At 65.1% G+C, this 24074-nt stretch carries 20 protein-coding genes; 5 read left to right on the top strand and 15 right to left on the bottom strand.

Translation table 11 applies throughout. The annotated features are described in order from the left end of the window. Nucleotides 1-38: 38 nt before the first annotated feature. The 3 genes from ABDW57_RS14515 to ABDW57_RS14525 all read right to left on the bottom strand — a co-directional run bounded on the left by ABDW57_RS14515 (nucleotide 39) and on the right by ABDW57_RS14525 (nucleotide 7022). Complete coding sequence (locus tag ABDW57_RS14515; RefSeq protein WP_343730892.1) at nucleotides 39-2414, bottom strand: catecholate siderophore receptor Fiu; 2376 nt, start codon at nucleotides 2412-2414, stop codon at nucleotides 39-41. 145 nt (nucleotides 2415-2559) lie between these two features. Then, complete coding sequence (locus tag ABDW57_RS14520; RefSeq protein WP_343730893.1) at nucleotides 2560-6159, bottom strand: response regulator; 3600 nt, start codon at nucleotides 6157-6159, stop codon at nucleotides 2560-2562. A 116-nt stretch (nucleotides 6160-6275) separates the two neighbouring features. Further along, nucleotides 6276-7022, bottom strand: a complete 747-nt coding sequence (locus tag ABDW57_RS14525) for an alpha/beta hydrolase (protein ID WP_343730894.1) — start codon at nucleotides 7020-7022, stop codon at nucleotides 6276-6278. Between the two features lie 197 nt (nucleotides 7023-7219). On the opposite strand from ABDW57_RS14525, the gene ABDW57_RS14530 reads away from it, so the two are divergent. Genes ABDW57_RS14530 through fnr form a run of 3 tightly spaced genes read left to right on the top strand, consistent with a single transcriptional unit; the run spans nucleotide 7220 to nucleotide 8753 of the window. Further along, entirely contained in the window at nucleotides 7220-7429 is a 210-nt protein-coding gene (locus ABDW57_RS14530) for a DUF2892 domain-containing protein (protein WP_343730895.1), read from the top strand. Then, the gene (locus tag ABDW57_RS14535) at nucleotides 7429-7947 is read left to right on the top strand and encodes a sigma-70 family RNA polymerase sigma factor (protein WP_343730896.1); all 519 of its coding nucleotides are present in this window, start codon (nucleotides 7429-7431) and stop codon (nucleotides 7945-7947) included. The genes ABDW57_RS14530 and ABDW57_RS14535 overlap by 1 nt, the downstream gene beginning before the upstream one ends. Before the next feature lie 47 nt (nucleotides 7948-7994). Beyond that, entirely contained in the window at nucleotides 7995-8753 is a 759-nt protein-coding gene (fnr, locus tag ABDW57_RS14540) for a fumarate/nitrate reduction transcriptional regulator Fnr (protein WP_343730897.1), read from the top strand. On the opposite strand, the gene ABDW57_RS14545 is transcribed toward fnr, so the two are convergent. The 12 genes from ABDW57_RS14545 to ABDW57_RS14600 form a co-directional block, all read right to left on the bottom strand. Next, entirely contained in the window at nucleotides 8754-9251 is a 498-nt protein-coding gene (locus ABDW57_RS14545) for a FixH family protein (RefSeq protein ID WP_343730898.1), read from the bottom strand. A gap of 11 nt (nucleotides 9252-9262) precedes the next feature. Further along, nucleotides 9263-10648: a cytochrome c oxidase accessory protein CcoG gene (gene ccoG, locus ABDW57_RS14550; protein WP_343730899.1), complete on the bottom strand. Its 1386-nt coding sequence runs from the start codon at nucleotides 10646-10648 to the stop codon at nucleotides 9263-9265. Further along, on the bottom strand, nucleotides 10645-11592 hold the full coding sequence (ccoP, locus tag ABDW57_RS14555) for a cytochrome-c oxidase, cbb3-type subunit III (protein WP_343730900.1): 948 nt from the start codon (nucleotides 11590-11592) through the stop codon (nucleotides 10645-10647). Before ccoP ends, ccoG begins: the two co-directional genes overlap by 4 nt. Beyond that, the gene (locus ABDW57_RS14560; protein WP_343730901.1) at nucleotides 11585-11752 is read right to left on the bottom strand and encodes a CcoQ/FixQ family Cbb3-type cytochrome c oxidase assembly chaperone; all 168 of its coding nucleotides are present in this window, start codon (nucleotides 11750-11752) and stop codon (nucleotides 11585-11587) included. The genes ccoP and ABDW57_RS14560 overlap by 8 nt, the downstream gene beginning before the upstream one ends. A gap of 1 nt (nucleotide 11753) precedes the next feature. Then, nucleotides 11754-12368, bottom strand: a complete 615-nt coding sequence (ccoO, locus tag ABDW57_RS14565) for a cytochrome-c oxidase, cbb3-type subunit II (RefSeq protein WP_343730902.1) — start codon at nucleotides 12366-12368, stop codon at nucleotides 11754-11756. 14 nt (nucleotides 12369-12382) lie between these two features. Beyond that, the gene (gene ccoN / locus ABDW57_RS14570; protein ID WP_343730903.1) at nucleotides 12383-13804 is read right to left on the bottom strand and encodes a cytochrome-c oxidase, cbb3-type subunit I; all 1422 of its coding nucleotides are present in this window, start codon (nucleotides 13802-13804) and stop codon (nucleotides 12383-12385) included. A 91-nt stretch (nucleotides 13805-13895) separates the two neighbouring features. Beyond that, nucleotides 13896-14057 carry a cbb3-type cytochrome oxidase assembly protein CcoS gene (ccoS, locus tag ABDW57_RS14575; protein ID WP_343731070.1) on the bottom strand — a complete coding sequence of 54 codons (162 nt, stop codon included), beginning with the start codon at nucleotides 14055-14057 and terminating at the stop codon, nucleotides 13896-13898. After that, entirely contained in the window at nucleotides 14057-16504 is a 2448-nt protein-coding gene (locus tag ABDW57_RS14580) for a heavy metal translocating P-type ATPase (RefSeq protein WP_343730904.1), read from the bottom strand. Before ABDW57_RS14580 ends, ccoS begins: the two co-directional genes overlap by 1 nt. Continuing rightward, nucleotides 16483-17277: a sulfite exporter TauE/SafE family protein gene (locus tag ABDW57_RS14585; RefSeq protein ID WP_343730905.1), complete on the bottom strand. Its 795-nt coding sequence runs from the start codon at nucleotides 17275-17277 to the stop codon at nucleotides 16483-16485. The genes ABDW57_RS14580 and ABDW57_RS14585 overlap by 22 nt, the downstream gene beginning before the upstream one ends. A gap of 7 nt (nucleotides 17278-17284) precedes the next feature. Further along, complete coding sequence (hemN, locus tag ABDW57_RS14590) at nucleotides 17285-18682, bottom strand: oxygen-independent coproporphyrinogen III oxidase (RefSeq protein WP_343730906.1); 1398 nt, start codon at nucleotides 18680-18682, stop codon at nucleotides 17285-17287. Between the two features lie 6 nt (nucleotides 18683-18688). Beyond that, nucleotides 18689-20305: a methyl-accepting chemotaxis protein gene (locus ABDW57_RS14595; protein WP_343730907.1), complete on the bottom strand. Its 1617-nt coding sequence runs from the start codon at nucleotides 20303-20305 to the stop codon at nucleotides 18689-18691. A 110-nt stretch (nucleotides 20306-20415) separates the two neighbouring features. Then, nucleotides 20416-21336 (bottom strand): DUF808 domain-containing protein, encoded by a 921-nt coding sequence (locus tag ABDW57_RS14600; protein WP_343730908.1) that lies wholly within the window; start codon nucleotides 21334-21336, stop codon nucleotides 20416-20418. A gap of 99 nt (nucleotides 21337-21435) precedes the next feature. Between ABDW57_RS14600 and ABDW57_RS14605 the strand changes: the two genes are divergently transcribed. Together ABDW57_RS14605 and ABDW57_RS14610 are read left to right on the top strand one after the other, a co-directional pair. After that, a complete protein-coding gene (locus ABDW57_RS14605; RefSeq protein ID WP_343730909.1) occupies nucleotides 21436-22074 on the top strand; it encodes a LysE family transporter in 639 nt (212 codons plus the stop codon). A gap of 78 nt (nucleotides 22075-22152) precedes the next feature. Further along, entirely contained in the window at nucleotides 22153-23994 is a 1842-nt protein-coding gene (locus ABDW57_RS14610; protein ID WP_343730910.1) for a DUF6600 domain-containing protein, read from the top strand. The last annotated feature ends 80 nt before the right edge of the window (nucleotides 23995-24074 follow it).

Below are 24074 nucleotides of genomic sequence, written 5' to 3' on the forward strand. Positions count from 1 at the left end.
AAGGGCGGGGCCAGCGGACCGGAACCGGGGACCGGTGCTTAGAACTTGAAGTTGGCCGTCAGCGTGCCCGAACGCGGGGTGCCCGGGGTGTAACGATAACCCGACTTGTTGATCGCTTGCACGTATTCTTTGTCGGCCAGGTTGTACACGTTCAGGCGCAGGTCGACGTGCTTGTTGATCGGGTACGAGGCCATGGCGTCGAATACCCAGTACGAGTTGGCGTATTTCGGCGTGCCGACGGCGCCATCGGTGCCGCGCGCCAGCTTGTCGCTGAAGCGGGCGCCGCCGCCGATCTGCAGGCCGAACGGCAGGGTGTACGAGGTCCACGCGGTGAACGATTGCTTCGGCGTGTAGGTCAGCTGGTTGTCGCCGCTGGCGGTCACCACCTTGCCCGACTCGACCTTGGTTTTCTGGTGCACATAGCCGGCGCTGACCAGCCACTTCGGCAGGATCTCGCCGGTGACGCTCAGCTCGATACCTTCCACGCGCTTCTTGCCGGTCTGGTAGTACTTGGCATCGACCGGGTCCTGCTCCACTTCGTTTTTCACTTCAGTGCGGAACAAGGCGCCCGACAGCGACAGTTTCTGGCCCAGCAGATCCCACTTGGTGCCCAGCTCGTAGTTGGTGGTTTCCTGTGGATCGAACTTCGGATTGGCGGCGCTGCTGTCCGAGGTGCTCAGGGAGAAGGTGGTGCCGCCCGGCGGCGCTTTCGACGACGCCACCAGCGCATACACGCTGCTGTCCTTGGTTGGCTTGTACAGGGCCGACAGCTTGCCGTTGACCAGGTTGTCCGAGGCTTCGATATTGCTGGACACCAGGGTGCCGACCGGAATCACTTGCGGCGTGGTGGCGGCCTGCACGGTGGTGGCGTTGTAGGTGGTGTTGTAGTGGTCGATGCGCACGCCGCCGTTGAAGATCCACTGCTCGCCGAACTTGATGGTGTCAAACACGTACACGCTCTGGGTGTTGGTGGTGCCCTCGGTGCGGCCGCCATTGCGCTTCAGGTTGACCTGGGCGGTGGTGATCGGCGTGTGCGGATTCGGGTAGTAGATGCTGGTCGCCGGCAGGCCGGCGGTGGCGGCCGGCGCCGTGTTGGCGTAGGTGTAGTTGGTCTGCTTCTCGCTGGTCAGCTCGACGCCGCCCACCACGGTGTGCTTGAGCGCGCCGGAGGTGAAGTCGGCGGTCAGGGTGGTCTGGTTGGTCAGGATTTCGTTCAGCTGATCTTTGGTGGTCAGGTTGGTGCGCGCCATGGTCCAGTTGGCCGGGTTGGTGCTGGCGGTGTTGGCGTTCAGGTTGGTGTTGCTGGCCATGAACGAGGTCAGCAGATAATCCTGCTTGGTCTTGCCGTAGCGGCTGGTGTTGACCAGCCTGGCGCCGCCGGCGAAGTCGTGCTCGACCTTGACAGTGGCCATGTCGGCCTTGACGTTGTCGTGGTCCAGCACCGAGCCGTAGAAATTCTTCGGATTGACCGGCGCCGCGCCGGCCATGAAGGCAAAGCTCTTGGCCGGCTTGGCCGGGGTGGTGCCGGTGGCCGGCACGGCGGCGATGTCGGCCGGCGGGGTCCAGCCCGGCAGGCCGATGGTCAGCACGCCGCCGTCAGGAATATTGTCCTGCTTGACGTGGAAGTAGTTCAGGTAGACGCGGGTGGTCGAGTTCAGGCCGAACGCCACCGATGGCGCCACGCCCCAGCGCTTGTTCTTGACGAAATCGCGGCCCGGGTTTTCGCTGTCCTGGTCCAGCAGGTTGAGGCGGAAGGCGGTGCCGGAATCGGCGTTGATCACGGTGTTGATGTCGGCGGTGGCGCGGCGCTGCTTGCCGCTGCCAAAGGTGGCCGAGCCGCTGTAGGCGTTTTCCAGCAGCGGCTGCTTGCTGACCAGGTTGATCGAGCCGGTCGGCGAGGAACGGCCGTTGTCGGTGCCGGCCGGGCCTTTCAGCACGTCGATCTGTTCGATGTTGAAGGTGTCGCGCGAGATCGAGCCGACGTCGCGCACGCCATCGACGTAGATGCTGCTGGAAGCGTCGAAGCCGCGCATGTAGATGGCGTCGCCGGTGTTGGTGTTGCCGTTTTCACCGAGGAAGAAGGCGCCCACGCCCGGGGTGTTGCGCAGCGCTTCGGTCAGGGTGGTGGCGCCTTGTTGCTCGATCAGTTCTTTCTTGATGACGGTCAGGGTCTGGGCGGTGTCCACCAGTTTTTCGGTGTACTTGGCGGAAGAGGCGCGCTCGGCTTTGAAGTCGTTCTCGCGGCTGCCGTTGACTTGCACTTCCTGCAGGGTCTGCGGCTTGTCGGCGGCATCCGGGGCGGCAGCGCCTTCCGCGGCGTGGGCGGCGACCGGCAGCAGCATGGCGGCCAGCGCCGCGCTCATGTGTTGGTGGAAGCGCGTCTGCGCGTGTTTGCGACTCTTGATCATTGCCATTTGCTTCTTTCCGTTCGTAAATGTGAGTAAAAGAATGGGAAAGATTGTAACAATAAAATGGCGTAACGTAAATGCGAATTATTATCAATATGATTTAATATCGCACTGCGGAGGTGGTGAAGCGTGGCGTAAACGCCAACCAGGCTCAGGCATCCGTGCGTTCCAGCCAGGCGCGCGCGTGGTTGAGGGTTTGTTCCAGTTCGGCGCGCACTTCGCGGTAGCGCTCCTGCAGCTCGTCCTCGCGCTGGCCCTGGATGGCTTCCTCGGCCGCCATGGTGGCCTGGATCAGGCGCTTGGCGCCCAGCACGCCGACCGCGCCGCGCAGGCTGTGGAAGGCGCGGGCGGCGTCGCGCAGCCGGCCCTCCTGCAGCGCCAGGGCGGCCTGGTCCAGCGGCGCCATGCCGCCTTCGATGGCGCCGCGCACCATCTTGACCATGGCGGCGCGGCCCTTGGCATCCTTGCCCATCACCCGCATCAGGCCGTCCATATTGAAGATGGCCGCTTCGCCGGCGGGCAGCGGCGAACTGACCAGCTTGGGCGGCGGGCCGGGCGGCACGCGCCGCGGCGGCGCCAGCGGCACAGCCTCGGCCGGCGCCGGCGGCTGCGCCGGGGCGCTGGCCGCCGCGGCCATGGCGGCCAGCAGGTCTTGCTGGTCCGGGACCGGGGCCGCCTGCGGCGGCGCCATCACCGGCGGCGCCGGCCTGGGCAGGTGGCGCCGCAGCACCGCCAGCATCTCGTCGACCTCGATCGGCTTGGGGATGAAGTCGGTGATGCCGGCCTCGCGGCTGCGCTCGCGCTCGGACTCCAGCACGCCGGCGGTCATGGCAATGATCGGCAAGCTCAGCTTGAGTTCCTGGCGCAGGATGCGGGTGGCGGTAAAGCCATCCATCACCGGCATTTGCATGTCCATCAGCACCATGTCGTATTCGGCCGGGCGGGCGCGCAGGATGTCCACCGCCTGGCGACCGTCGCCGGCGATGTCCAGCGTGGCGCCGGCGTGCTCCAGGATGCCGCGCGCCACCGCCTGGTTGAGCAGATTGTCTTCCACCAGCAGGAAGTGGATGTCGGCCAGGGTGCCGACGATGCCCTGCTCGGTCACGGCCTGGGCATCGGCCTCGCCCTGGGTGGCCAGCGCCTCGTGCAGGGCGTCAAACAGGTTGGAGCTGGTGATGGGCTTGACCAGCACCACGTCCGCCTCCGGCGCGCTGGAGATTTCCTCGATGCGGTCGCGGGCAAAGGCGTTCAGCATCACCACGATGGGTTGCGGCCGGCCGGCCGCCGCCGCGCGGATGCCCTTGGCCGTGGCCAGCCCGTCCATGCCGGGCATGTGCCAGTCGGCCAGCACCACGTCGTACGGCTGCTGCTGGTCCAGGCTCTGGCGGTAGCGCCGCAGCGCCGCCTCGCCCGAATCGACTTCGTCGGCTTGCCAGCCCCAGGCGCGGATCAGGCGCGCCACCAGTTCGCGGCTGGTGCGGCTGTCGTCGGCCACCAGCAGGCGGCGCTGGCCCAGCGCCGGCTTGCGCCGTTCGTCGGTCTGGTCGGCCTGGATGTCAAACGGCAGGCTGAACCAGAAGGTCGAGCCCTGCCCGGCCTTGCTGCTGACAGCGATCTGCCCGCCCATCAGCTCGATCAGGCGCCTGGTGATGGCCAGCCCCAGCCCGGTGCCGCCAAAGCGGCGCGTGATGCTCTGGTCGCCCTGCGAGAAGGCGTTGAACAGCTGGCCCAGCTGGGCCTCGGTCATGCCCATGCCGGTGTCGCGCACCTCGAAGCGCAGCAGCGCGCTCTGTTCGTCGCGCGCGCTCAGCTGCACGCTCACCACCACCTCGCCCTGTTCGGTGAACTTGATGGCGTTGCCGGCCAGGTTGACCAGGATTTGCTGCAGCCGCATGGAATCGCCGCGCAGACGGTTGGGCACGGACGGATCGACGCTGATGGCCAGCTCCAGTTCCTTGTCGCCGGCGTTCATGGTCATGGTGGTGGCCAGCGCATCCATCACATCGTTGAGCGCAAACTCCACCGGCGACAGCTCCAGCTTGCGCGCCTCGATCTTGGAAAAGTCCAGCACATCGTTGAGGATGCCCAGCAGCGACTGGCCGGACACCCGCACCATGTTCAGGTATTTGCGCTGCTGCGGCGTCAGCTGGGTATTGCCCAGCAGGTAGACCATGCCCAGCACCGCGTTCATCGGCGTGCGGATTTCGTGGCTCATGTTGGCCACGAAATCGCTCTTGGCGCGGTTGGCGGCCTGGGCGCGGTCGCGTTCGCGCTCCAGTTCCAGCGCGCGGGTCTCGACTTCCTGCTGCAGGCGGTGGCGCTCGGTGATGTCGGAAATCACCGCCAGCACCTTGGTGCCCTGGTCGGTGCGCACCGCGCTCAGGTTGACCTCGATCGGGAACTCGCTGCCGTCGCGGCGGCGGCCGTACAGCACCTTGCCCTGCCCCATGCGCACCGGCTCGGCGCTCAGGCGGTCGGCAAAGAAGCGGTTGCGGTGCGCCGCGTGCTGCTCGCGCAGCTTTTCCGGCACCAGGATTTCCAGCGGCTGGCCCAGCACCTCGTCGCGTTCGTAGCCGAAGCAGCGCTCGCCTTCGCGGTTGAAGGTTTCGATGCGGCCGTCCACGCCCACCACCACTATCGTGTTGGGGGCGAACTCGACCAGGCTTTGCAGGCGCGCGTCGGCTGCCAGCCGTTCGTGCATCAGGTCATTGAAGGCCGAGGTCAGCTGGCCGACCTCGTCGCGCGCATGCACCGGCAGCGGCGTGAAGCGGGCCGGGTTGGCGCGCAGCGCCACGATGGCGTTGCGCAGCTTGATCAGCGGCGCCATCAGGCGCAAGGTGAGCGCGCTGATCAGCAGCGCGGTCAGCACGGCGGCAATGCCGCTCCACACCAGCACGCGCTTGATCACGCCCTCGAACGGCTCAAACGCCTCCTCGGCCGGCAGCGAGGTGGCCAGCAGCCAGTTGACCGATTTCAGGTTTTTATAGCTGTTGAGGGTGGGCTTGCCTTCGCCCATGCCCATCACCGTGCCCTCGAAGCCTTGCTCCAGCGCGCGGTTGGTGGCCGGGTTGGCGTTGGCCGCGCGCGGCTTGAGCAGGCGCGTGATGTCGGGATGCAGCACGTACACCGGGTTATCGCTGCGGGTCAGCGCGAAGTAATAGCCGCTGCGGCCAACCTTGGCGGTGCGCAGGTGGCCCAGCAGGTTGTCCTTGTACAGGCGCAGCACGCCGATCAGCACGCACACCACCTCGCCTTTGTCGTTCAGCACCGGCGCCACCATCTGCACGATGGGCTGCTTGTTGGCGCGACCGATCAGCGGTTCGGTGATCAGCGGCTTGTGGGTGCGCATCACGGTCTTGAAGTAGGCGCGGTCGGAGGCGTCGATGCCGACCCGGCCCGGCACCAGCGGCAGGTCGGAAATGATCTTGCCCTGCGGGCTCATCACCAGCAAATCGTCAAACAGGGCCAGCACCGCGCGGTTCTGGTAATACTCGCGCAGCTTTTCAGCCGAGTTGCCCAGGTTGGCCGGCTGGTTGCGGGCCGATAGCGCGATGATATCGAGCAGCATGGTCAGCTTGTCGTCGAGATCCTGCGCGGTGCGGTTGATCAGCGCGGTCTGTTGCGTGAACAACACCCGCTTGTAATCTTCCTGCATGCGCTGGGTCTGCACCAGCGTGACCAGCCCGATCATCAGGACCGAGGTAATGCTGGTGGCGAGGGCGACTTTAGCCTTGATGCCGAGAGGCTTCATATCATCCTTGATGTATGGGGGCTGGACCGATTCTCCTATCAAAGGCTTACCTTGGCAAGAAAGAAAAAGCCAGCGTGCGCGGGGCACGCTGGCTTTTCGCCGCGGATGAAACCGGATTAACGCTGGGCTGCGGCCAGGATCACTTCCGCCACCTTGGCCGGTTGCGACACCATGGGCACGTGGCCGGTCGGCAGGGTGGTGGTGATGGCGTTGATTTTCCTGGCAAACGCCTGTTCCAGTTCCGGCGCGATCATGCGGTCCTGGCTGGCCACGATGTAGTAATTGGCCTTGTTCTTCCAGGCCGCCACGGTGGTGGTTTCACCGAAGGCCTTCAGGGCGATCGGGCCCTGGGTGGCGGTAATCAGCGCCGCCTGGGCCGGCGTCACGTCCTGCGCAAAGTTCTTGGCCACCGAATCGGCTGGCAGCCAGGCGTAGCCGGTGGCATCGACTTGCAGGGTGGCGATGCCTGGCGGCACCGCGTAATCCTTGCCCAGGTTGCCGGTGGCTTCGCCTTCCGACGGGGCAAACGCGGCCACGTAGACCAGCGCCTTGATCTTGTCGCTGGTGCCGGCCTGGGTGATCACGGTGCCGCCCCACGAGTGGCCAACCAGCACTACTTTACCGGTTTGCGCATCGACCACGCGCTGGGTGGCGGCGACATCGTCAGCCAGCGAACTCAGCGGGTTCTGCACGGCCACCACCTTGTAGCCCTTGGCTTGCAGGATAGGAATCACCTTGTCCCAGCTGGAACCATCGGCAAAAGCGCCGTGGACCAGCACGATGGTGGTGTCGTTGGCCGGGGTGGCGGCGTGGGCGAAAGCGGTGGCGGCCAGCAGGGCGGTAGCGATCAGCGTGCGTTTCATGGTGATTCCTTTCGTTGATTAGTTAGCGATTAAGTCGCGTTCGATGTGTTGATGGGTGAATCATAGCGAGCAATTAAATCGCACGCAATAGGTTTTTTAAAAAAATTTAAAAATATTTTCGATAGCGCGAATCCGAATCGCGGCCAGCCCCCTCTTAGCTGCCGAGGGACTTCCTCGATCACTGATAGGAGAGCACAATGTTTTACGTTAAAAATGTACCCGGCTGGGAGCGCGTGCTGCGCGTGGTGGCGGGCCTGATCGTGGCGGCGGCGGCGCTGGCGCTGCTGGGCGGCATGTGGGGCACGGTGGCGGCCTTGTCGGCGGCCGGCATCGTCGCGTCCGGCCTGTTCGGCTTTTGTCCGATGTGCGCCATGGTTGGCCGCCGCCTGGATAAACAAGGAAAATAATGAGTCTTGCGGAACACCACATGCCGGTGCTGGACGCCGCCCGGCGCGGCGATCCGGCGGCGCTGGCGCAGCTGCTGCGGCTGTGCCAGCCTGACATCCGCCGCTACGCCCAGCGCAACTGCTTGGTCGGCGACGTCGACGACGCCGTGCAGGAAGCGCTGCTGGTGTTGTCGCGCAAGCTATCGTCGGTGCGCATGCTGGCGGCGTTTTCCGGCTGGCTGTTCCAGGTGGTCAAGCGCGAGTGCCACCGGCTGGCGCGCAGCGCGCTGGGCCATGATCCCTGGGATGACGAACGCGCCGAGCAGTGGCTGGCCAGCCAGGACACGGCCGGCTTGCGCGTCGAACTGATCCGCGCGCTGGAATCGCTGCCGGCCGACTACCTGAAAGTGGTGCTGTTGCGCGACTTCGCGCAAATGTCGATTGCGGAAATCGCCGGCGAGATCAACCAATCGGTGGCGGCGGTGAAAAGCCGCTTGCATCGTGCAAGGCAAATGGCGCGCGAATACCTGATTGGATGACTGCGGAATAGGCGCCCAAATCGCACGTGATGGGCTACACTAACCGCATGATACAAGAACTTCCTTCGCTGGTTATTCCCGGCGCCACCATCGATATCCTCAAGGCCAGCTGTGCTTCATGCAGCATGCACCAGCTGTGTTTGCCGATGGGGCTGGACAACAACGACATGGAGCGGCTCGACCAGATCATCGGCCGCCGCCGCAAGGTCGCGCGCGGCGGCACGCTGTTCCGCATCGGCGATCCATTCCAGAACCTGTACGCGATCCGTCTGGGCCACTTCAAGACCTACCAGGTCAACCGCGAGGGCGCGGAGCAGATCACCGGCTTCCAGATGGCTGGCGAACTGCTGGGCATGGATGCCATCAGCGCCGACCAGCACCATTGCACCGCGGTCGCGCTGGAAGACAGCGAAGTGTGCGAAATTCCCTTCTCCACCCTGCAGCAGCTACTGGCGGAAATGCCGACCCTGTTGCGCCATTTCCACCGCATGATGAGCCAGGAAATCACGCGCGAGCAAAGCGTGATGCTATTGCTGGGGAATATGCAGGCGACCCAGCGCTTTGCGGCGTTCCTGATCAACCTGTCGTCGCGTTACGAGGCGCGCGGTTATTCGCCGAATACTTTCCAGCTGCGCATGTCGCGCGAGGAAATCGGCAATTATCTGGGCCTGACCATCGAAAGCATCAGCCGCCTGCTGTCCAAGTTCAAGAAAGAAGGCCTGCTGCGCGTCAGCAACCGCGAGATCGAATTGCTCGATCCGCGCATGCTGAAGGCCATCACGGCCGGGACGGCAACCTGCGGCTGATCAGTCGGGCAGCAGCGCAATCCCGCGCTGCGCCGGCCAGCTCCAGGCGCCGGCCAGGCGCCACTCGCGCTTCTGCCCTTCCACCAGCACGATCCAGCGGCTGCGTTCCAGCAGCGGCAGGTTGGCGCTGAACCTGCCGTTCGCATCCGGCACCAGCACCAGCTTGATATCCTTTTCCGGCAGCGTGGCGTGCGACAGATGCAGCAGCAGCGGGCCGCTATCCTTGCGGTTGATGCGCCCGCTCAGGGTGCCGCTGGCGGCGTCGTAGCCAAGCGCCATCGACAGGCCCAGCTGCGAGGCCACATGGTCGCGCCGCAAATCCTGGTTGATGGCCTTGCCCTGCTTGTAGTAATCGCCCACCACCAGCGCATCGGGCGCCGACATGGCGAGGTAAGCGGTGTAGATGCTGCCGACCGCCACGATGGCGGGGCCGGCTGCCAGCAGCCATGGCCAGCGCTGCTTCCACCACGGTGTGACGGGGATGGTCAGTGTCGTCATGATGATGCTCCTTAGCGCGGCACAATGAAGACCGCGGATTCTTTCACATGCAGCGATGGATCGTCGACTGCGGTCAGGGTGACTTCAATTTTGTTCGAGCCGGGCTGGCCGGCGCCGTGCGCGGTGCGCAGGCGCATCGGATAAGCCCTGGTCTCGGTGGCGTCCACCGGCACCTGGTCGGCGCTCACCTGCGTCAGCGAGGCGATGCCGCTGACGGCGATCTTGTAGACATGGGCCTGCTCGGACGTGTTCATGATCTGCAGGCGGTAGACGTTTTCGATCATGCCGTCCTCCACTTCGCGGCCCATCGAGCCGCGGTCGCGGATCACGTCCAGCTTGAGCGGCGTGCGCAGATACAGCGCGGCGCCGGTGGCCAGCACAATCAGGCCCAGCACGGCGGTGTAGATCTTCACGCGCGGCCGGAAGGCGCGCAGGCGGATCTCGGTCGGCGTCAGATGGTCCTCCATGGCGCGTTCGGTGCTGTAGCGGATCAGGCCGCGGGCCTGGCCGGTCTTGTCCATCACGCTGTTGCAGGCGTCCACGCAGGCGGCGCAGCCGATGCATTCGTACTGCAGGCCCTTGCGGATGTCGATACCGGTCGGGCACACCTGCACGCACATCGAGCAGTCGATGCACGAGCCGCCGTTGCCGTTGGCGGTCTTCGACAGCGGCCCGCGCGGCTCGCCGCGCTTGCTGTCGTAAGTGATGATCAGGGTGTCGCGGTCGAACATCGAGCTCTGGAAGCGGGCGTACGGGCACATGTACTTGCACACCTGCTCGCGCATCCAGCCGGCGTTGCCGTAGGTGGCAAAGCTGTAGAACAGCACCCAGAACCATTCCCACGGGCCGAAGTTCAGCGTCGCCACCTCGCCCATCAGCCTGGTGATCGGCGTGAAGTAGCCGACGAAGGTGAAGCCGGTCCACAAGGCCACCGCGCCCCAGGCCAGGTGCTTGGCGGTCTTCTTGCCGTACTTGGCAAACGAGGCCGGCTGGCGGTCCAGCGCGATGCGGGCGCTGCGCTTGCCTTCGATCCGGCGTTCTATCCACAGGAAGATTTCGGTGTACACCGTTTGCGGGCAGGTGAAACCGCACCACACCCGCCCCGCCACCGCCGTCGCCAGGAACAGCAGATAGGCACTGATGATCAGCAGCAGCGCCAGGTAGATGAAATCCTGCGGCCACAGCACCAGGCCAAAGATGTAGAACTTGCGCGCGCCCAGATCGAACAGCAGCGCCTGCCGGCCGTTCCACTGCAGCCAGGGCGTGCAGTAGAACGCCAGCTGCGTCAGCCAGACAAACAGCCAGCGCAGGCGGGCATAACGGCCGTCGATCTCGCGCGGGTAAATTTCCTCGCGCGCGGCATACATCTTGATGACTTGGGGCTGCGGGGCGTTCATTTTTCAGCTACCGCTGGCGTCGCGGCCGGTTCGTTGGGATGATTCGACAAGCTCCACACATAGGCGGCCAGCACGTGCACCTTGGCGTCGCCGAGGAAGTCCTCGAACGGCGGCATGGTGGCGGTACGGCCCTTGCGGATGGTTTCCATGATGGTTTCCGGGCTGCCGCCGAACAGCCAGATCTTGTCGCTCAGGTTGGGCGCGCCCAGGGTCTGGTTGCCCTTGCCGCCGGCGCTGTGGCAAGCCATGCAGGCGCCAAACTTCTCTTTGCCGAACACGGCCTTGATCGGATCGTGGGTCGACTCGGACAGGCTCAGCACGTAGTGGGCGACGTTTTCCACATCCTTGTCGCCGCCCAGCGCGGCGCCCATCGGCGGCATGGCGCCAACGCGGCCGTGCAGGATGGTTTCCTTGATGGTTTCCGGCGAACCGCCAAACAGCCAGTCCTTGTCGGTCAGGTTCGGAAAGCCCTTGTTGCCGCGTGCGTCCGAGCCGTGGCACTGGGCGCAGTAGGTCAGGAACAGGCGCTCGCCGATGGCGTGCGCTTGCGGGTCGGCCGCCACCGCTTTCAGGTCCTGCTTCTGGTACTTGGCAAACAGCGGGCTGAAATCGGCATCGGCTTTTTTCAGCTCGTCCTTGTACTCGGCGCTGGAGGTCCAGCCGAGCTTGCCGGCATAGGTGCCCAGGCCGGGATACAGGAACAGATAGGCCAGCCCGAACACGATGGTCAGGTAGAACAGCCACATCCACCAGCGCGGCATTGGCGTGTTCAGTTCGGTCAAGTCTTCATCCCAGACGTGGCCGGTGGTGTCGATCTTGCCGTCGGCATTTTTGTGCAGCTTGACCTTGGATTGCGAGTACAGCAGCACGCCGCAGCCGATCACGCCCAGCAGGGTCAGGACCACGATGTACCAGTCCCAGAAGCCATTGGTGAAATCAGCCATGGTGCTTCTCCTCGTCGTCGGCAAACGGCAACTGGGCTGCCGTGGCAAAATCGGCTTCCTGGTGGTGCACATAGGCCCACCACAAAATGCCGCTGAAGGTGATGAACGAGACCACGGTCATCACGCTGCTGGCGTTGTCAAACAGGGTATTCAGAGCCATGTTAGTTCCTCGTCTTGATCTGGGTGCCCAGGCCTTGCAGGTAGGCGACCAGGGCGTCTTCCTCGGTTTTGTCCTTGAGTTCTTCCGGCGCGGCGGCGATTTCGGCGTCGCTGTACGGCACGCCGACGCGGCGCAGCGCCTTCATCTTCGGCACCACGTCGGCCGGCGCCAGCGCGGTTTTCGCCAGCCACGGGTAGTTCGGCATATTCGATTCCGGCACCACGTCGCGCGGATTGTTCAGGTGGGTGCGGTGCCACTCATCGCTGTAGCGGCCGCCCACGCGCGCCAGGTCGGGACCGGTGCGCTTGGAGCCCCACTGGAACGGGTGGTCGTAGACGAATTCGCCGGCCACCGAGTAGTGGCCATAGCGCTCGGTCTCGGCGCGGAACGGCCGGATCATCTGCGAGTGGCAGTTGTAGCACCCTTCCCGCACATAGATGTCGCGGCCGACCAGGCGCAGCGGCGAATACGGCTTGAGGCCGGCCACCGGTTCGGTGGTCGATTTCTGGAAGAACAGCGGGGCGATTTCCACCGCGCCGCCGACGCTGACCACCAGCGTGACCAGCGCGATCAGCAGCCAGGGATTCTTTTCAATCCATTCATGTGAGAATTTCATTCGATGCTCCGATATCAGGCGTGGGCGGCGTTCACGGCCGGGATAGGCGCGACGGCAGTGTCGCGGTTACGCAAGGTCATCCACGTGTTGTAGGCCATCACGCACATGCCGCTCAGGTACAGCAAGCCGCCGCTGAAGCGCACCACGTAGTACGGATAGGTGGCTTTCACGCTTTCGGCAAAGGTGTAGGTCAGCGTGCCGTCCGGATTCACCGCGCGCCACATCAGGCCCTGCATCACGCCGGCAATCCACATGGCGGCGATGTACAGCACGATGCCGATGGTGGCGACCCAGAAGTGCAGGTCGATCAGCCGGGTGCTGTACATCTTCTGCTCGCCGGCCAGGCGCGGCAGCAGATAGTAGATCGACCCCATGGTGATGAAGCCAACCCAGCCCAGCGCGCCGCCGTGCACGTGGGCGACGGTCCAGTCGGTGTAGTGCGAGAGCGCGTTGATGGTCTTGATCGACATCATCGGGCCTTCGAACGTGGCGATGCCGTAGAACGACAGCGACACGATCATGAACTTCAGGATCGGGTCGGTGCGCAGCTTGTGCCAGGCGCCCGACAGGGTCATCATGCCGTTGATCATGCCGCCCCAGCTGGGCGCCAGCAGCACCAGCGAGAACACCATGCCGATCGATTGCGTCCAGTCCGGCAGCGCGGTGTAGTGCAAGTGGTGCGGACCGGCCCACATATAGGTGAAGATCAGCGCCCAGAAGTGCACGATCGACAGGCGGTACGAGTACACCGGACGTTCGGCCTGCTTGGGAATGAAGTAGTACACCATGCCGAGGTAGCCCGCGGTCAGGATGAAGCCCACCGCATTGTGGCCGTACCACCATTGAATCATGGCGTCCTGCACGCCGGCGTACACCGGGTAGGACTTGAACAGCGCGGCCGGCATGACGGCGCCGTTCACCACGTGCAGGATGGTCACCGCCAGGATATAGCCGGCAAAGAACCAGTTGGCCACGTAGATGTGCTTGACGCGGCGCTTGATCAGGGTGCCGAAGAACACCACCGCGTAGGCAATCCACACCACGGCGATCAGGATGGCGATCGGCCATTCCAGCTCAGCGTATTCCTTGCCGCGCGTGTAGCCCATCGGCAGCGTGATGACCGCGCTGACGATCACCGCTTGCCAGCCCCAGAAGGTAAAAGCGGCAAGCTTGTCCGAGAACAAACGCACCTGGCAGGTACGCTGCACCACGTAGTAGGAGGTGGCAAACAGGCCGCAGATGCCGAACGCGAAAATCACCGCGTTGGTGTGCAGTGGCCGCAGGCGGCCGTAGGTCAGCCATGGTATGTCGAGGTTCAGCGCCGGCCAGGCCAGCTGGGCAGCGATGATGACGCCCACCAGCATGCCGATGACGCCCCAGACTACCGTCGCCACAGCAAACTGCTTGACGACCTTGTAGTTGTAATGTTGATCCAATTGAGTTCTCCCCAGAACACTTTGATGATGTAGATCAAAGGTTACTTATAGGCACTCGCAAAAACCTTGATTTGGATCAAAAACTGCCGGATCACTTGTGATCCGTTGGCGGGAGGTCGTCGTCCTGCAGCACGCGTAGCGCCGGCCCAACAAGATCATCGAACTGGCCGTCGTCGGACGCGCGGAAAAATATCCACAGCGCGGCAAACACCATCGCCACGCTGAGTGGAATCAGCAGAAAAAGGGCTTCCATCATGCGCTCCCGCGTAACCGTAAGGCGTTCAGCACCACCACGGCGGAACTGAGCGCCATGCCGACGCCGGACAGCCAGGGATTGAGCAGGCCAAAGGCGGCGGCCGGTATCGCCGCCACGTTGTACACCGTGGCCCAGCACAGGTTTTGGCGGATGATCCGCATGGTGCGTGCGGCGCTGCGCGCGCTGTCCGCGACCGCACTCAGGCGGCCGTTCAGCAGCACCGCATCGGCATGCGCCTGCGCCAGTGCGGCGCCGCTGCCCATGGCAAACGAGACATCGGCCGCGCCCAGCACGGCGGCGTCGTTGATGCCGTCGCCCACCATCGCCACCACGCAGCCGCGCCGCTGCAGCTGCTGCACGAAGTTGAGCTTATCGGCAGGCAGATAGCCACCGACGGTGGTTTCGATGCCCAGCTGGTCGCCGACGCGGCGCGCCAGCGCGTCATCGTCGCCGCTGACCAGCACCATGGTCTTGCCGCGCTGGCGGAAGTAGTCCACGGTTTCCTGCGCATCGGGGCGCAGGCCGTCGTGCAGGTGGAAGCAGGCCAGCCACTGGTCTTCGGCACCAAGGTAGACCGGCGTCACGCCCTGCGGCAGCTCGCGCATCGGCGCCAGGCCGCTGATGCCGGCCACGAACTGCGCGCTGCCCAGGCGGTAGCGGCGGTTATGCACCACGCCTTCCAGTCCGCTGCCGGCGCTCTCGATCAGGGCGGTGGCATTCCAGGGTTCGCGTCCCGCTTCGTCGGCGGCCGCGGTAATGGCGCGCGCCAGCGGATGCGCGCTGCCGGCTTCCAGCGCGGCGGCGATTTGCAGGCAGAAGTCGGCGCGCATCGCGCCCAGCGCTTGTATGGTTTGCAGCACTGGCCGGCCCCAGGTCAGCGTGCCGGTTTTATCGAGCACGATGTGGGTGGCGCGGTGCAGGGTTTCCAGTGTTTGCGGACCGGTGATCAACACACCCTGCCGCAGCAGCTGGTCGGTGGCGGCGGCCAGCGCGGTCGGCGTGGCCAGCGACAGCGCGCACGGGCAGGACACCACCAGCACCGCAATCGCGATCGGCCATGCGCGCGCGGCGCTGCCGTCATGCAGGAACCAGAAGCCGAAGGCGGACAGCGCGAACAGCAGCAGCCCGGCCACGAACCATGCGGCCACATGGTCGGCCCATTGCGCGATGCGCGGCTTTTCGCCGCCGGCGCGGTTGATCAGCTTAATCAGGTCGGACAAGGTGCTGTCCTGTGCGCGTTTGGTGACGCGCGCGAGAATCACGCTGCCGGCGTTGATGGCGCCGCCGGGAATGGCGTCGCCGACGTTCTTCGGCAGTGGCGCGCTTTCACCGCTCAGCAGCGACAGGTCGAGCGAGGTGCGGCCTTCGATGATGACGCTGTCGGCGGCCACCGCTTCGCCGGGTTTGATCACAATGATGTTATCCACAGCCAGTGCCGCCGCGCGCACGATGGTGGCGGCGCGGCTGGCGGGATAGTTTTCCAGCAGCGAGGCCGATGCGGGAAGGGCGTGCTGCAGGCGTTCCAGCGCGGCGCCGGCCTTGCGGCGCGCGCGCAGTTCCAGATAGCGGCTGCACAGCAGCAGGAAGATGAACATGGTGACCGAGTCGTACCACACCTCGCCCTTGCCGCTGACGGTGGCGGTCACGCTGGCGCCAAAGGCGGCGGCAATGCCCAGCGCCACCGGCACGTCCATGCCGAGCGCGCGCGCGCGCAGGCTGGCCCAGGCGCCGCGCCAGAACGGCAGCGCCGAATAGCAGATGGCCGGCAGCGTCAGCAGCAGGCTGGCCCAGCGCATCAGGGAGGCCATGCTGTCGTCCAGGGTGCCGTCTTCCGCCAGATAGGCGGGGGCGACGTACATCATCACCTGCATCATCGACAGGCCGGCCACGAACAGCTGGCGCCCCAGGGTTCTGGCGGCGCGGTGCTGCTGGTCGGCATGGCGGCCGGCGTCGTACGGGTAGGCGGCATAGCCTATCGTGTGCAGCGCGCCGAGGATGTCGCCGGGCCGGCACGCATCGCTGCGCCAGCGCACGTAGAGTTTTTCGGTGGCGACGTTGAGCTGCGCGCTGTCGACGCCGGGCAGGCGCGTCAACCGCTGTTCAATCAGCCACACGCAGGCGGCGCAGCGTATGCCCTCCACGGTGAAAGTGGATTCGCGGCTGTCCTCATCGAGGGCGAAGCGCGGGTCGGCGTTGTCATAGAGTTGCAGTTCGGGCGGCATCTGCTGCGCGCCTTCGGCGCTGGCGGCGTAGGCGGTGCGGTCGCGGTAGTAGTTTTCCTGTCCCAGATCGACGATGGTCTGCGCCACCGCCGCGCAGCCGGGGCAGCACATGGTGTGGGCGACGTTGGCGATCGTCACCGTCCATGCGGCGTCGCCGGGCAAGGCCTGGCCGCAGTGGTAGCAGAGCGCCGCTGCGTCTTTCAGGCGTGTGGTGTGAGGCATAGCAACTCCATCCATTCGGGCGTGATGCCGCCGGCGGCGCGGGCCAGGCCGATCATGCCAAACGCCAGCACCAGGAGGCCGGCGGCGATGCGTACCGGGCGGCGCTGCATGGCCTGCTGCACGCGCACGCCCAGCAGGCCAAGACCGGTCAGCATCGGCAGGGTGCCAAGGCCGAAGGCCAGCATCACGGCGGCGCCGTTGGCGGCCGAGCCGCTGAGCAGGGCGGTGGTGAGCACGCTGTAGACCATGCCGCACGGGAGCCAGCCCCACAGGGCGCCGAGGGTGAAGGCTTTGGCGGGCGTGTCGGCGGGCATGAGCGGTTTGATGGCGGGCGCGATGTGGCGCCACAGCAGGCGGCCGCCCTGCTCCAGCACAGCCAGGCCGCGCCAGGCGTTCATCAGGTACAGGCCGAGGGCGATCAGCATGGCGTTGGCCAGCCAGTAGAAGCTGAGCTGGATGCCGGCCAGCGCCGCCATGCTGCGCGCGCCGCCAGCCAGGCCGCCAGCGAGCGCGCCTGCGACCATGTAACTGCCGATGCGGCCGGCGTTATAAGCGAGGACGTAAGCCCCGTCGTCCCGGCGCAGGCCGGGACCCATGGAAGGCGTACCCGCACGCTCAGCATGGATTCCGGCTTTCGCCGGAATGACGGTGACGGTGACGGGTTTGGGCGCGTTGGCGGAAATCGCGCTGACGATTCCGCCGCACATGCCTGCGCAGTGGATGCTGCCGGCCAGGCCGACCACAAACACCGGCAGTAGCTGTGCGCCGTTCATATCAGCCTCAGATCGTCTTTGAGTAACGCAACGGCTGCGGTGTGCCGAGGTAACGGTCGAACACCATGCAGATGTTGCGGATCAGTAGACGGCCCTTCGGCGTCACCGAAATCCACGCCTCATCGATGGTCAGCAGGCCATCTGCTTCAAACGCCTTCAGCTTTTCCAGCTCCACCGCAAAATACTGGCGGAACTTGATCGGGAAGCCCTGCTCGATCGACGACATCGACAACTCGAAATTGCACATCAGCTTCTGAATCACAATCCGGCGCAGCAGGTCATCGTTATCCAGCTTGATGCCGCGCGTGACCGGCAGCACGCCGCTCTCCAGCTTTTCGTAATACGCCTCCAGCGTTTTCTCATTCTGGCTGTAGGTCGCGCCGATCGCGCTGATGGCCGACACGCCGCACGAAATCAGTTCCGACTCCGCGCGTGTGGAGTAGCCCTGGAAATTGCGCTGCAAACGTCCCTGGCGCTGCGCCACCGCCAGCTCGTCATCCGGCTTGGCGAAATGGTCCATGCCGATGTAGATATAGCCGGCATCGCACAGGCGCTGGATGCACATCGCCAGCAATTCCAGCTTCACCGCCGGCGACGGCATGTCCGCTTCCGAAATACGGCGCTGCGGCTTGAAGATGTGCGGCAGGTGCGCGTAGTTGTACAGCGCGATGCGGTCCGGATTGGCGGCGATCACCTTGTCCAGCGTTTGCGTCATGCTGTCCATGGTCTGCCTGGGCAGGCCGTAAATCAGGTCGATGCTGATCGAGCGGAAGCCGGCGGCGCGCGCGGCATCCATCACCGCGCGCGTTTCGGCCTCGGGCTGGATGCGGTTGACGGCCTTCTGCACTTCCGGATCGAAGTCCTGCACGCCAAGGCTGATGCGGTTGAAGCCCTGCTTGCGCAAGCTGTGCACGCGCTCCACGCTGACCGTGCGCGGATCGATCTCGATCGAATACTCGCCATGCGCGTCGTCGGCGAAGTCGAAGTTGGCATGCAGGTGCGTCATCAGGTCGCCCATCTGCTTGTCGCTCAGATAGGTCGGCGTGCCGCCGCCGAAGTGCAGCTGCTCGATCTGGCCCATGCCGTCGAACAGGCGGCCCTGCATGTCGATTTCCTGTTTCAGATAACCGAGGTAGACGGCGGCCTTGCTGTGGTCCTTGGTGACGATCTTGTTGCAGCCGCAGTAGTAGCACACCGTGTCGCAGAACGGGATGTGGATGTACAGCGACAGCGGACGGCGGCTGCGGCGCATGCGCAGGCCGGCCACCGCTTCCAGGAACTGGCCGTAGCCAAAGTCGTTCTGGAAGCGGTCCGCAGTCGGGTACGAGGTGTAGCGCGGACCGGACTGACTCAGTTTGCCGATGATCCCTGCATCGAATTCAACGGGTGGGAAAGGCGTGTTCATGATGGTTTATGCTGCAAGGCGTTTCAATGGGGGAGCCGGGCGGCGCGCAGCGCGCGGCGGACCGAACTTGAACAGGCTGACCGCCTGCGTCAGGCCGCCCGCTTCCAGCGCCAGGCTGGCGGTGGCGGCTGCCGCCTCTTCCACCAGCGCGGCGTTTTGCTGCGTGACCTGGTCCATGTGGGCGATGGCCGAATTGACCTGATCGACGCCGATGCTTTGCTCGTGCGAGGCGACCGAGATTTCCTTCATGATGGCGGTGACCTGCTGCACCGAGGCCACCACCTCCTTCATGGTGGCGCCGGCGCGGTCCACCTGCGCCATGCCGGCGCTGACCTTGCCAACCGAGACGTCGATCAGGTTCTTGATGTCCTTGGCGGCGGTGGCGCTGCGCTGGGCCAGGTTGCGCACCTCGCCGGCCACCACCGCAAAGCCGCGGCCTTGCTCACCGGCGCGTGCCGCTTCCACGGCGGCGTTCAGCGCCAGGATGTTGGTCTGGAAGGCGATGCCTTCGATCAGGCCGATGATGTCGACGATCTTGCGCGAGGAGTTGTTGATTTCATCCATGGTGGCAATGACGTCGGCCACGATCTCGCCGCCCTGCACTGCCACCTGGGAGGCGTTTTGCGCCAGCTTGTTGGCTTGCTCGGAGTTGTCGGCATTCTGCTTCACGGTCGAGGAAAACTGCTCGACGCTGGATGCGGTTTCTTCCAGGCTGGCCGCCTGTGCCTCGGTGCGGCCGGACAGGTCGGCGTTGCCGGCAGCGATCTGGCGCGTGGCCACTGCCATGGTCTCGACGTTGACGCGCACGTCGCGGATGGTGGCAATCAGGTTGCTGTTCATTTGCTGCAGCGCGCGCAGCAGCTGGCCCACTTCGTCGGTGGCTTCGGTCTCGAACGACGAGGACAGGTCGCCGGCGGCGATGGCGCGCGCGCCCTGCAGCGCGCGGTCCAGCGGCTGCAGCACCGAGACGCGCAGCGTGTACCACAGGAAGACGTTGATCAGCAGGCCGAAGAAGGTGGCGGCAAAGATGCCGTAGTTATGCGCGCTGGTGCCGTTCAGCAGGGCGGCGGCGCACACCACCACCTGCAGCACGTTGACCACGCTGGTGGCCAGCCAGATGCGCATGCCGAGCGACACATGGCTCAGGCGCGACAGCAGCGAGCCGACGCCGGGCTCGATCACCTGGCCGTTCTTGATGCGGATGCGGTGGTTGGCTTCGGTCCGGATGGCCTTGTAGGCTTGTTCGGCGCGCACGATCTGCTGGCGCTCGGCGCGCGTGCGCACCGACATGTAGCCGATGGTGCGGCCGTTTTCGCGGATCGGCGTGACGTTGGCGCGCACCCAGTAATAGTCGCCGTTCTTGCAGCGGTTCTTGACGATGCCGGTCCACGGCGTGCCGGCCTTGATCGAGGCCCACAGGTCGGCAAAGGCTTCAGCCGGCATGTCCGGATGGCGCACGATGTTTTGCGGCGCGCCCAGCAACTCTTGTTCACTGAAACCACTGATCTCGGTGAAATACGGATTCACATAGACGATATTGCCGTCGAGATCAGTTTTCGAGACGATGGCCTGGTCTTCCAGGACTTCCACTTCGCGATTGGTAACAGGTTGATTGTTGCGCATGACGTAACTCCGGCTGGTTTTTATTGCTTATCCGCAATAGACATAGCCAGTTTACGTAGTCCACCTCCCAAATTTATTGATTTAGATCAAAAACCCCCGGATTGGGCGTGTTACGCGGGCTTTTTGAACCGGCTGATTATTTTGCGAACGACGGTCACCGCCACCAGCGCCAGCGCACCGGCAATGACGCCGGCCACGGCGTCCAGCACGGTCGGCATGACGGCGCCCAGCACCGGGCCGGCCGCTTCGGCGGCGTGGTGGATCAGGTCATGGGCAAACGGCAGGCCGTGGGTCAGGATGCCGCCGCCGACCATGAACATGGCCACCGTGCCCACCACGCCCAGCAGCTTCATCAGCTTGGGCGCGGCGCTCAGCAGCACCCGGCCCAGCGCGCGCACGGCGGCGCCGCCGCGCTGGCTAAGGTAGAGTCCGGCATCGTCCATCTTGACGATGGCCGCCACCAGGCCGTACACGCCGACCGTCATCAGCAGGGCGATGCCGACCACCACCGTCACCTGTTGCAGGAAGGGCGCTTCCGCCACCGTGCCCAGCGCGATCACAATGATTTCCGCCGACAGGATGAAGTCGGTGCGCACCGCGCCCTTGATCTTGTCTTTTTCCAGCGCCATCAGGTCGACGTCCGGATTGGCCAGCGCCTCGTGCAGTTCCTGCTTGTGGTGCTCGCCGTCGGCGCGGTGCAACACACTGTGGGCAATTTTCTCGAAGCCCTCGAAGCACAGGTACAGGCCGCCGAGCATCAGCAAGGGCGTGATGGCCCATGGCGCAAACGCGCTGATGGCCAGCGCGGCCGGCACCAGGATGGCCTTGTTCCTGAGCGAGCCGAGCGCGACCGCCCACACCACCGGCAGTTCGCGCTCGGCGCGCACGCCGCCCACTTGCTGCGCATTCAGGGCCAGGTCATCGCCCAGCACGCCGGCAGTTTTCTTGGCCGCCACCTTGCTCATCGCGGCGACGTCGTCGAGGATGGTGGCGATATCGTCAATCAGGGCTAACAGGCTGGAACCGGCCATTTGCGAAACTCCGTGTGTGGTTGGATCAGCAATATTAACCCAAGCGCGGGGGCCGGCGATACCGCTACAATAGGGATCGCTGATTTGAATGGAACCGCCATGAGCTTCGCCACCTGGATCACCTTCTTTGTCGCTGCCTGCATCATTGCCGTCTCGCCGGGATCGGGCGCGGTGTTGTCGATGTCGCATGGCTTGTCCTACGGCGTGCGCCGCACCAGCGCCACCATCTTGGGCTTGCAGACCGGCTTGCTGCTGGTGTTCTTTATCGCCGGCGCCGGCGTCGGCTCCCTGCTGATGGCGTCGGAAGTGGCGTTCAACATCGTCAAGACGGTGGGCGCGCTGTACCTGATTTACCTTGGCCTGAGCCAGTGGCGCGCCAAGGTCAGCATCAGCGAGCAGAAGCAGGCTGAAGTGGTGGTGCCGCATGCCCGCAAGCGCTTCCTGATCGGTTTTCTGACCAACGCCACCAACCCCAAGGGCATCATCTTCATGGTGGCGGTGCTGCCGCAGTTCATCACCCACACGGCGCCGCTGCTGCCGCAGTTGCTGATCCTGGCCGCCACCATGTTCTGCATCGATCTGGTGGTGATGCACAGCTATGCGTTCCTGGCCTCGTCGATGCAGCGCTTTTTCCGCGACGCGGGCGCGGTCAAAAAGCAGAACCGCGTGTTTGGCGGCTTGCTGATGGCGATCGGCGCGGCGCTGTTCTTTGTCAAGCGCGGCGGTACCGCCGCCTGATTTGTAACCCAGTGTAACCTGTGTAGTCGGACTGAAATGTGCGGCGTTTAATCAGGCATAACTAACGGAGACGCAGCCATGAGCCGCAACATCATCCATACCGTCGTGCTGGCCGCTCTGGCCGGCTGGAGTGCGTTGGCCCTGGCCGAGGATCCGCCGGCCATGGTCGGGCGCATTTCCAGCGTGCAGGGACAGGTCACGCTGGAGGGCGACGGCGAGCCGGTCGGCGCTTCGCTCAACTGGCCGGTGACCGCGTCCAATCACATCAACACCGCCAGCGGCGCCCGCACGGAATTCCGGGTTGGCTCGACGGCGGTGCGGCTGGATGGCGATTCGGATCTGGAAATCACCGGCATGGATGACGACCTGCTGCGTCTGCGCCTGAACTACGGCAGCGTCAGCATCCGCGTGCGCAGCCCCGAGCTGCTGCGCGATTTCGAACTGAGCACCCCGCAGGCACGCATCACCCTGATCGAGCCGGGCGTGCTGCGGGTGGATGTCGACCGCACGCCGGACACCACCCAGGTCAGCGTGCTGGCCGGCACGGCGCGGGTGGAGGGCGCCGGTTCCTCGGTGGTGGTGAACAATGGCCGTCATGTCGACGTCAGCACCGAAGACGTGCGCACCAGTGTGGCGCGGCGCGATGGCTTTGACATCTGGGCCGAGGACCGCGACCGCCTGGACAGCGTGACCACCACCACCCGCTATGTCTCCAACGGCATCACCGGCTATGAAGAGCTGGACCGCAACGGCAGCTGGACCGAAAGCGTCGAGTACGGCCCGCTGTGGACGCCGCGCAACGTGGCGCTGGACTGGGCGCCGTACCGCGACGGCCGCTGGATCTGGCTGTCGCCGTGGGGCTGGACCTGGGTGGACAACGCGCCGTGGGGGTATGCGCCGTCGCACTACGGGCGCTGGGTGTTCGTCAACCGCCGCTGGTGCTGGGCGCCGGGCCGGCCGGCCGGGCGGCCGGTGTGGGCGCCGGCGCTGGTGGGCTGGGTGGGCGGCAGTGGCGGCGCTCATGCCGGGCCGGGCCTGGGCTGGTATCCGCTGTCGCCGCGCGACCGTTTTGTGCCGGGCTACCGGGTGTCGTCCGAGTACGAGCGCCGCGTGACCTGGATGCACAACGGCAAGCCATTCACGCCGCGCAGCGACTGGCATGGCCGGCGCGACGGCCTGACGGTGCTGCCGCGCGACCAGTTTGACGGGCGGCGCAACGTGGTGGTCAACCGCCATGCACCGCTGATCCCGTCGACCAATTTTGTGCACAACGTGACGCCGGTGGCGCCGCCGCAGCCTTCCGGCCGCCCGCTGACCACTTATCGTGGCGGTGGGGGCGACCGTGACCATGATGGCATTCCGGACCGTTTTGACCGCAATGACGGGCGCGACGACCGCAATGGCCGGAATGAGCGCTACGACCGCAACGATCGTAATGATCGTCGTAACCGCAACGACCGGGTGATCACCGCGCCGTCGCAGCCGGTACAGGTGTCGCCGCAGCAGCCGGGCGGCCGCATCAGCACCCTGGCGCCCAGCCAGTTCGGCCAGCCGGACACGCCGACCCAGACCATCAATCCGAACGAGGTGCGGATCGACGTGCGGCCGCGTTACAGCCAGCCGCCGCAGCCGCATACGCCGATGACGGCGGCGCCGGTGGTGCAGGTGGCGCCGCAGCCGCCGTCGGCGCGTGAGCGCTTCGACCGTGGCGATGACAACCGCCGTTTCCGTCAGCACGAAGACCGGCAGCAGCCCACCCCGATGCCGATGCAACAGCCGCCGCGGCAGTTTTCGCAGCCGGTGGTGCAGCAACCACCGCAGCAGCCGCAACGCGAAAGCCGCAGCGAAGCGCGTCACGAGCCGGAGCAGCGCCGCGGCGAAGAACGCGGCGACCGCCGCAACCGGCAAAACGACAAGTAAACTTCGGGGTCAGCTCTGTCATTCGGACACGGGCTCAACAATTACATAGTTGAGCCCGTGTCCGAATGACAGAGCTGACC

This window comes from Duganella sp., from assembly GCF_039595735.1.
Taxonomy (GTDB): Bacteria; Pseudomonadota; Gammaproteobacteria; order Burkholderiales; family Burkholderiaceae_D; genus Rugamonas.

Excerpts from the sequence above, each read along its gene's own strand:
- ABDW57_RS14515 (WP_343730892.1), bottom strand. The coding sequence starts at position 2,414 with ATGGCAATGATCAAGAGTCGCAAACACGCGCAGACGCGCTTCCACCAA.
- ABDW57_RS14520 (WP_343730893.1), bottom strand. The coding sequence starts at position 6,159 with ATGAAGCCTCTCGGCATCAAGGCTAAAGTCGCCCTCGCCACCAGCATT.
- ABDW57_RS14525 (WP_343730894.1), bottom strand. The coding sequence starts at position 7,022 with ATGAAACGCACGCTGATCGCTACCGCCCTGCTGGCCGCCACCGCTTTC.
- ABDW57_RS14530 (WP_343730895.1), top strand. The coding sequence starts at position 7,220 with ATGTTTTACGTTAAAAATGTACCCGGCTGGGAGCGCGTGCTGCGCGTG.
- ABDW57_RS14535 (WP_343730896.1), top strand. The coding sequence starts at position 7,429 with ATGAGTCTTGCGGAACACCACATGCCGGTGCTGGACGCCGCCCGGCGC.
- fnr (WP_343730897.1), top strand. The coding sequence starts at position 7,995 with ATGATACAAGAACTTCCTTCGCTGGTTATTCCCGGCGCCACCATCGAT.
- ABDW57_RS14545 (WP_343730898.1), bottom strand. The coding sequence starts at position 9,251 with ATGACGACACTGACCATCCCCGTCACACCGTGGTGGAAGCAGCGCTGG.
- ccoG (WP_343730899.1), bottom strand. The coding sequence starts at position 10,648 with ATGAACGCCCCGCAGCCCCAAGTCATCAAGATGTATGCCGCGCGCGAG.
- ccoP (WP_343730900.1), bottom strand. The coding sequence starts at position 11,592 with ATGGCTGATTTCACCAATGGCTTCTGGGACTGGTACATCGTGGTCCTG.
- ABDW57_RS14560 (WP_343730901.1), bottom strand. The coding sequence starts at position 11,752 with ATGGCTCTGAATACCCTGTTTGACAACGCCAGCAGCGTGATGACCGTG.
- ccoO (WP_343730902.1), bottom strand. The coding sequence starts at position 12,368 with ATGAAATTCTCACATGAATGGATTGAAAAGAATCCCTGGCTGCTGATC.
- ccoS (WP_343731070.1), bottom strand. The coding sequence starts at position 14,057 with ATGGAAGCCCTTTTTCTGCTGATTCCACTCAGCGTGGCGATGGTGTTT.
- ABDW57_RS14580 (WP_343730904.1), bottom strand. The coding sequence starts at position 16,504 with ATGCCTCACACCACACGCCTGAAAGACGCAGCGGCGCTCTGCTACCAC.
- ABDW57_RS14585 (WP_343730905.1), bottom strand. The coding sequence starts at position 17,277 with ATGAACGGCGCACAGCTACTGCCGGTGTTTGTGGTCGGCCTGGCCGGC.
- hemN (WP_343730906.1), bottom strand. The coding sequence starts at position 18,682 with ATGAACACGCCTTTCCCACCCGTTGAATTCGATGCAGGGATCATCGGC.
- ABDW57_RS14595 (WP_343730907.1), bottom strand. The coding sequence starts at position 20,305 with ATGCGCAACAATCAACCTGTTACCAATCGCGAAGTGGAAGTCCTGGAA.
- ABDW57_RS14600 (WP_343730908.1), bottom strand. The coding sequence starts at position 21,336 with ATGGCCGGTTCCAGCCTGTTAGCCCTGATTGACGATATCGCCACCATC.
- ABDW57_RS14605 (WP_343730909.1), top strand. The coding sequence starts at position 21,436 with ATGAGCTTCGCCACCTGGATCACCTTCTTTGTCGCTGCCTGCATCATT.
- ABDW57_RS14610 (WP_343730910.1), top strand. The coding sequence starts at position 22,153 with ATGAGCCGCAACATCATCCATACCGTCGTGCTGGCCGCTCTGGCCGGC.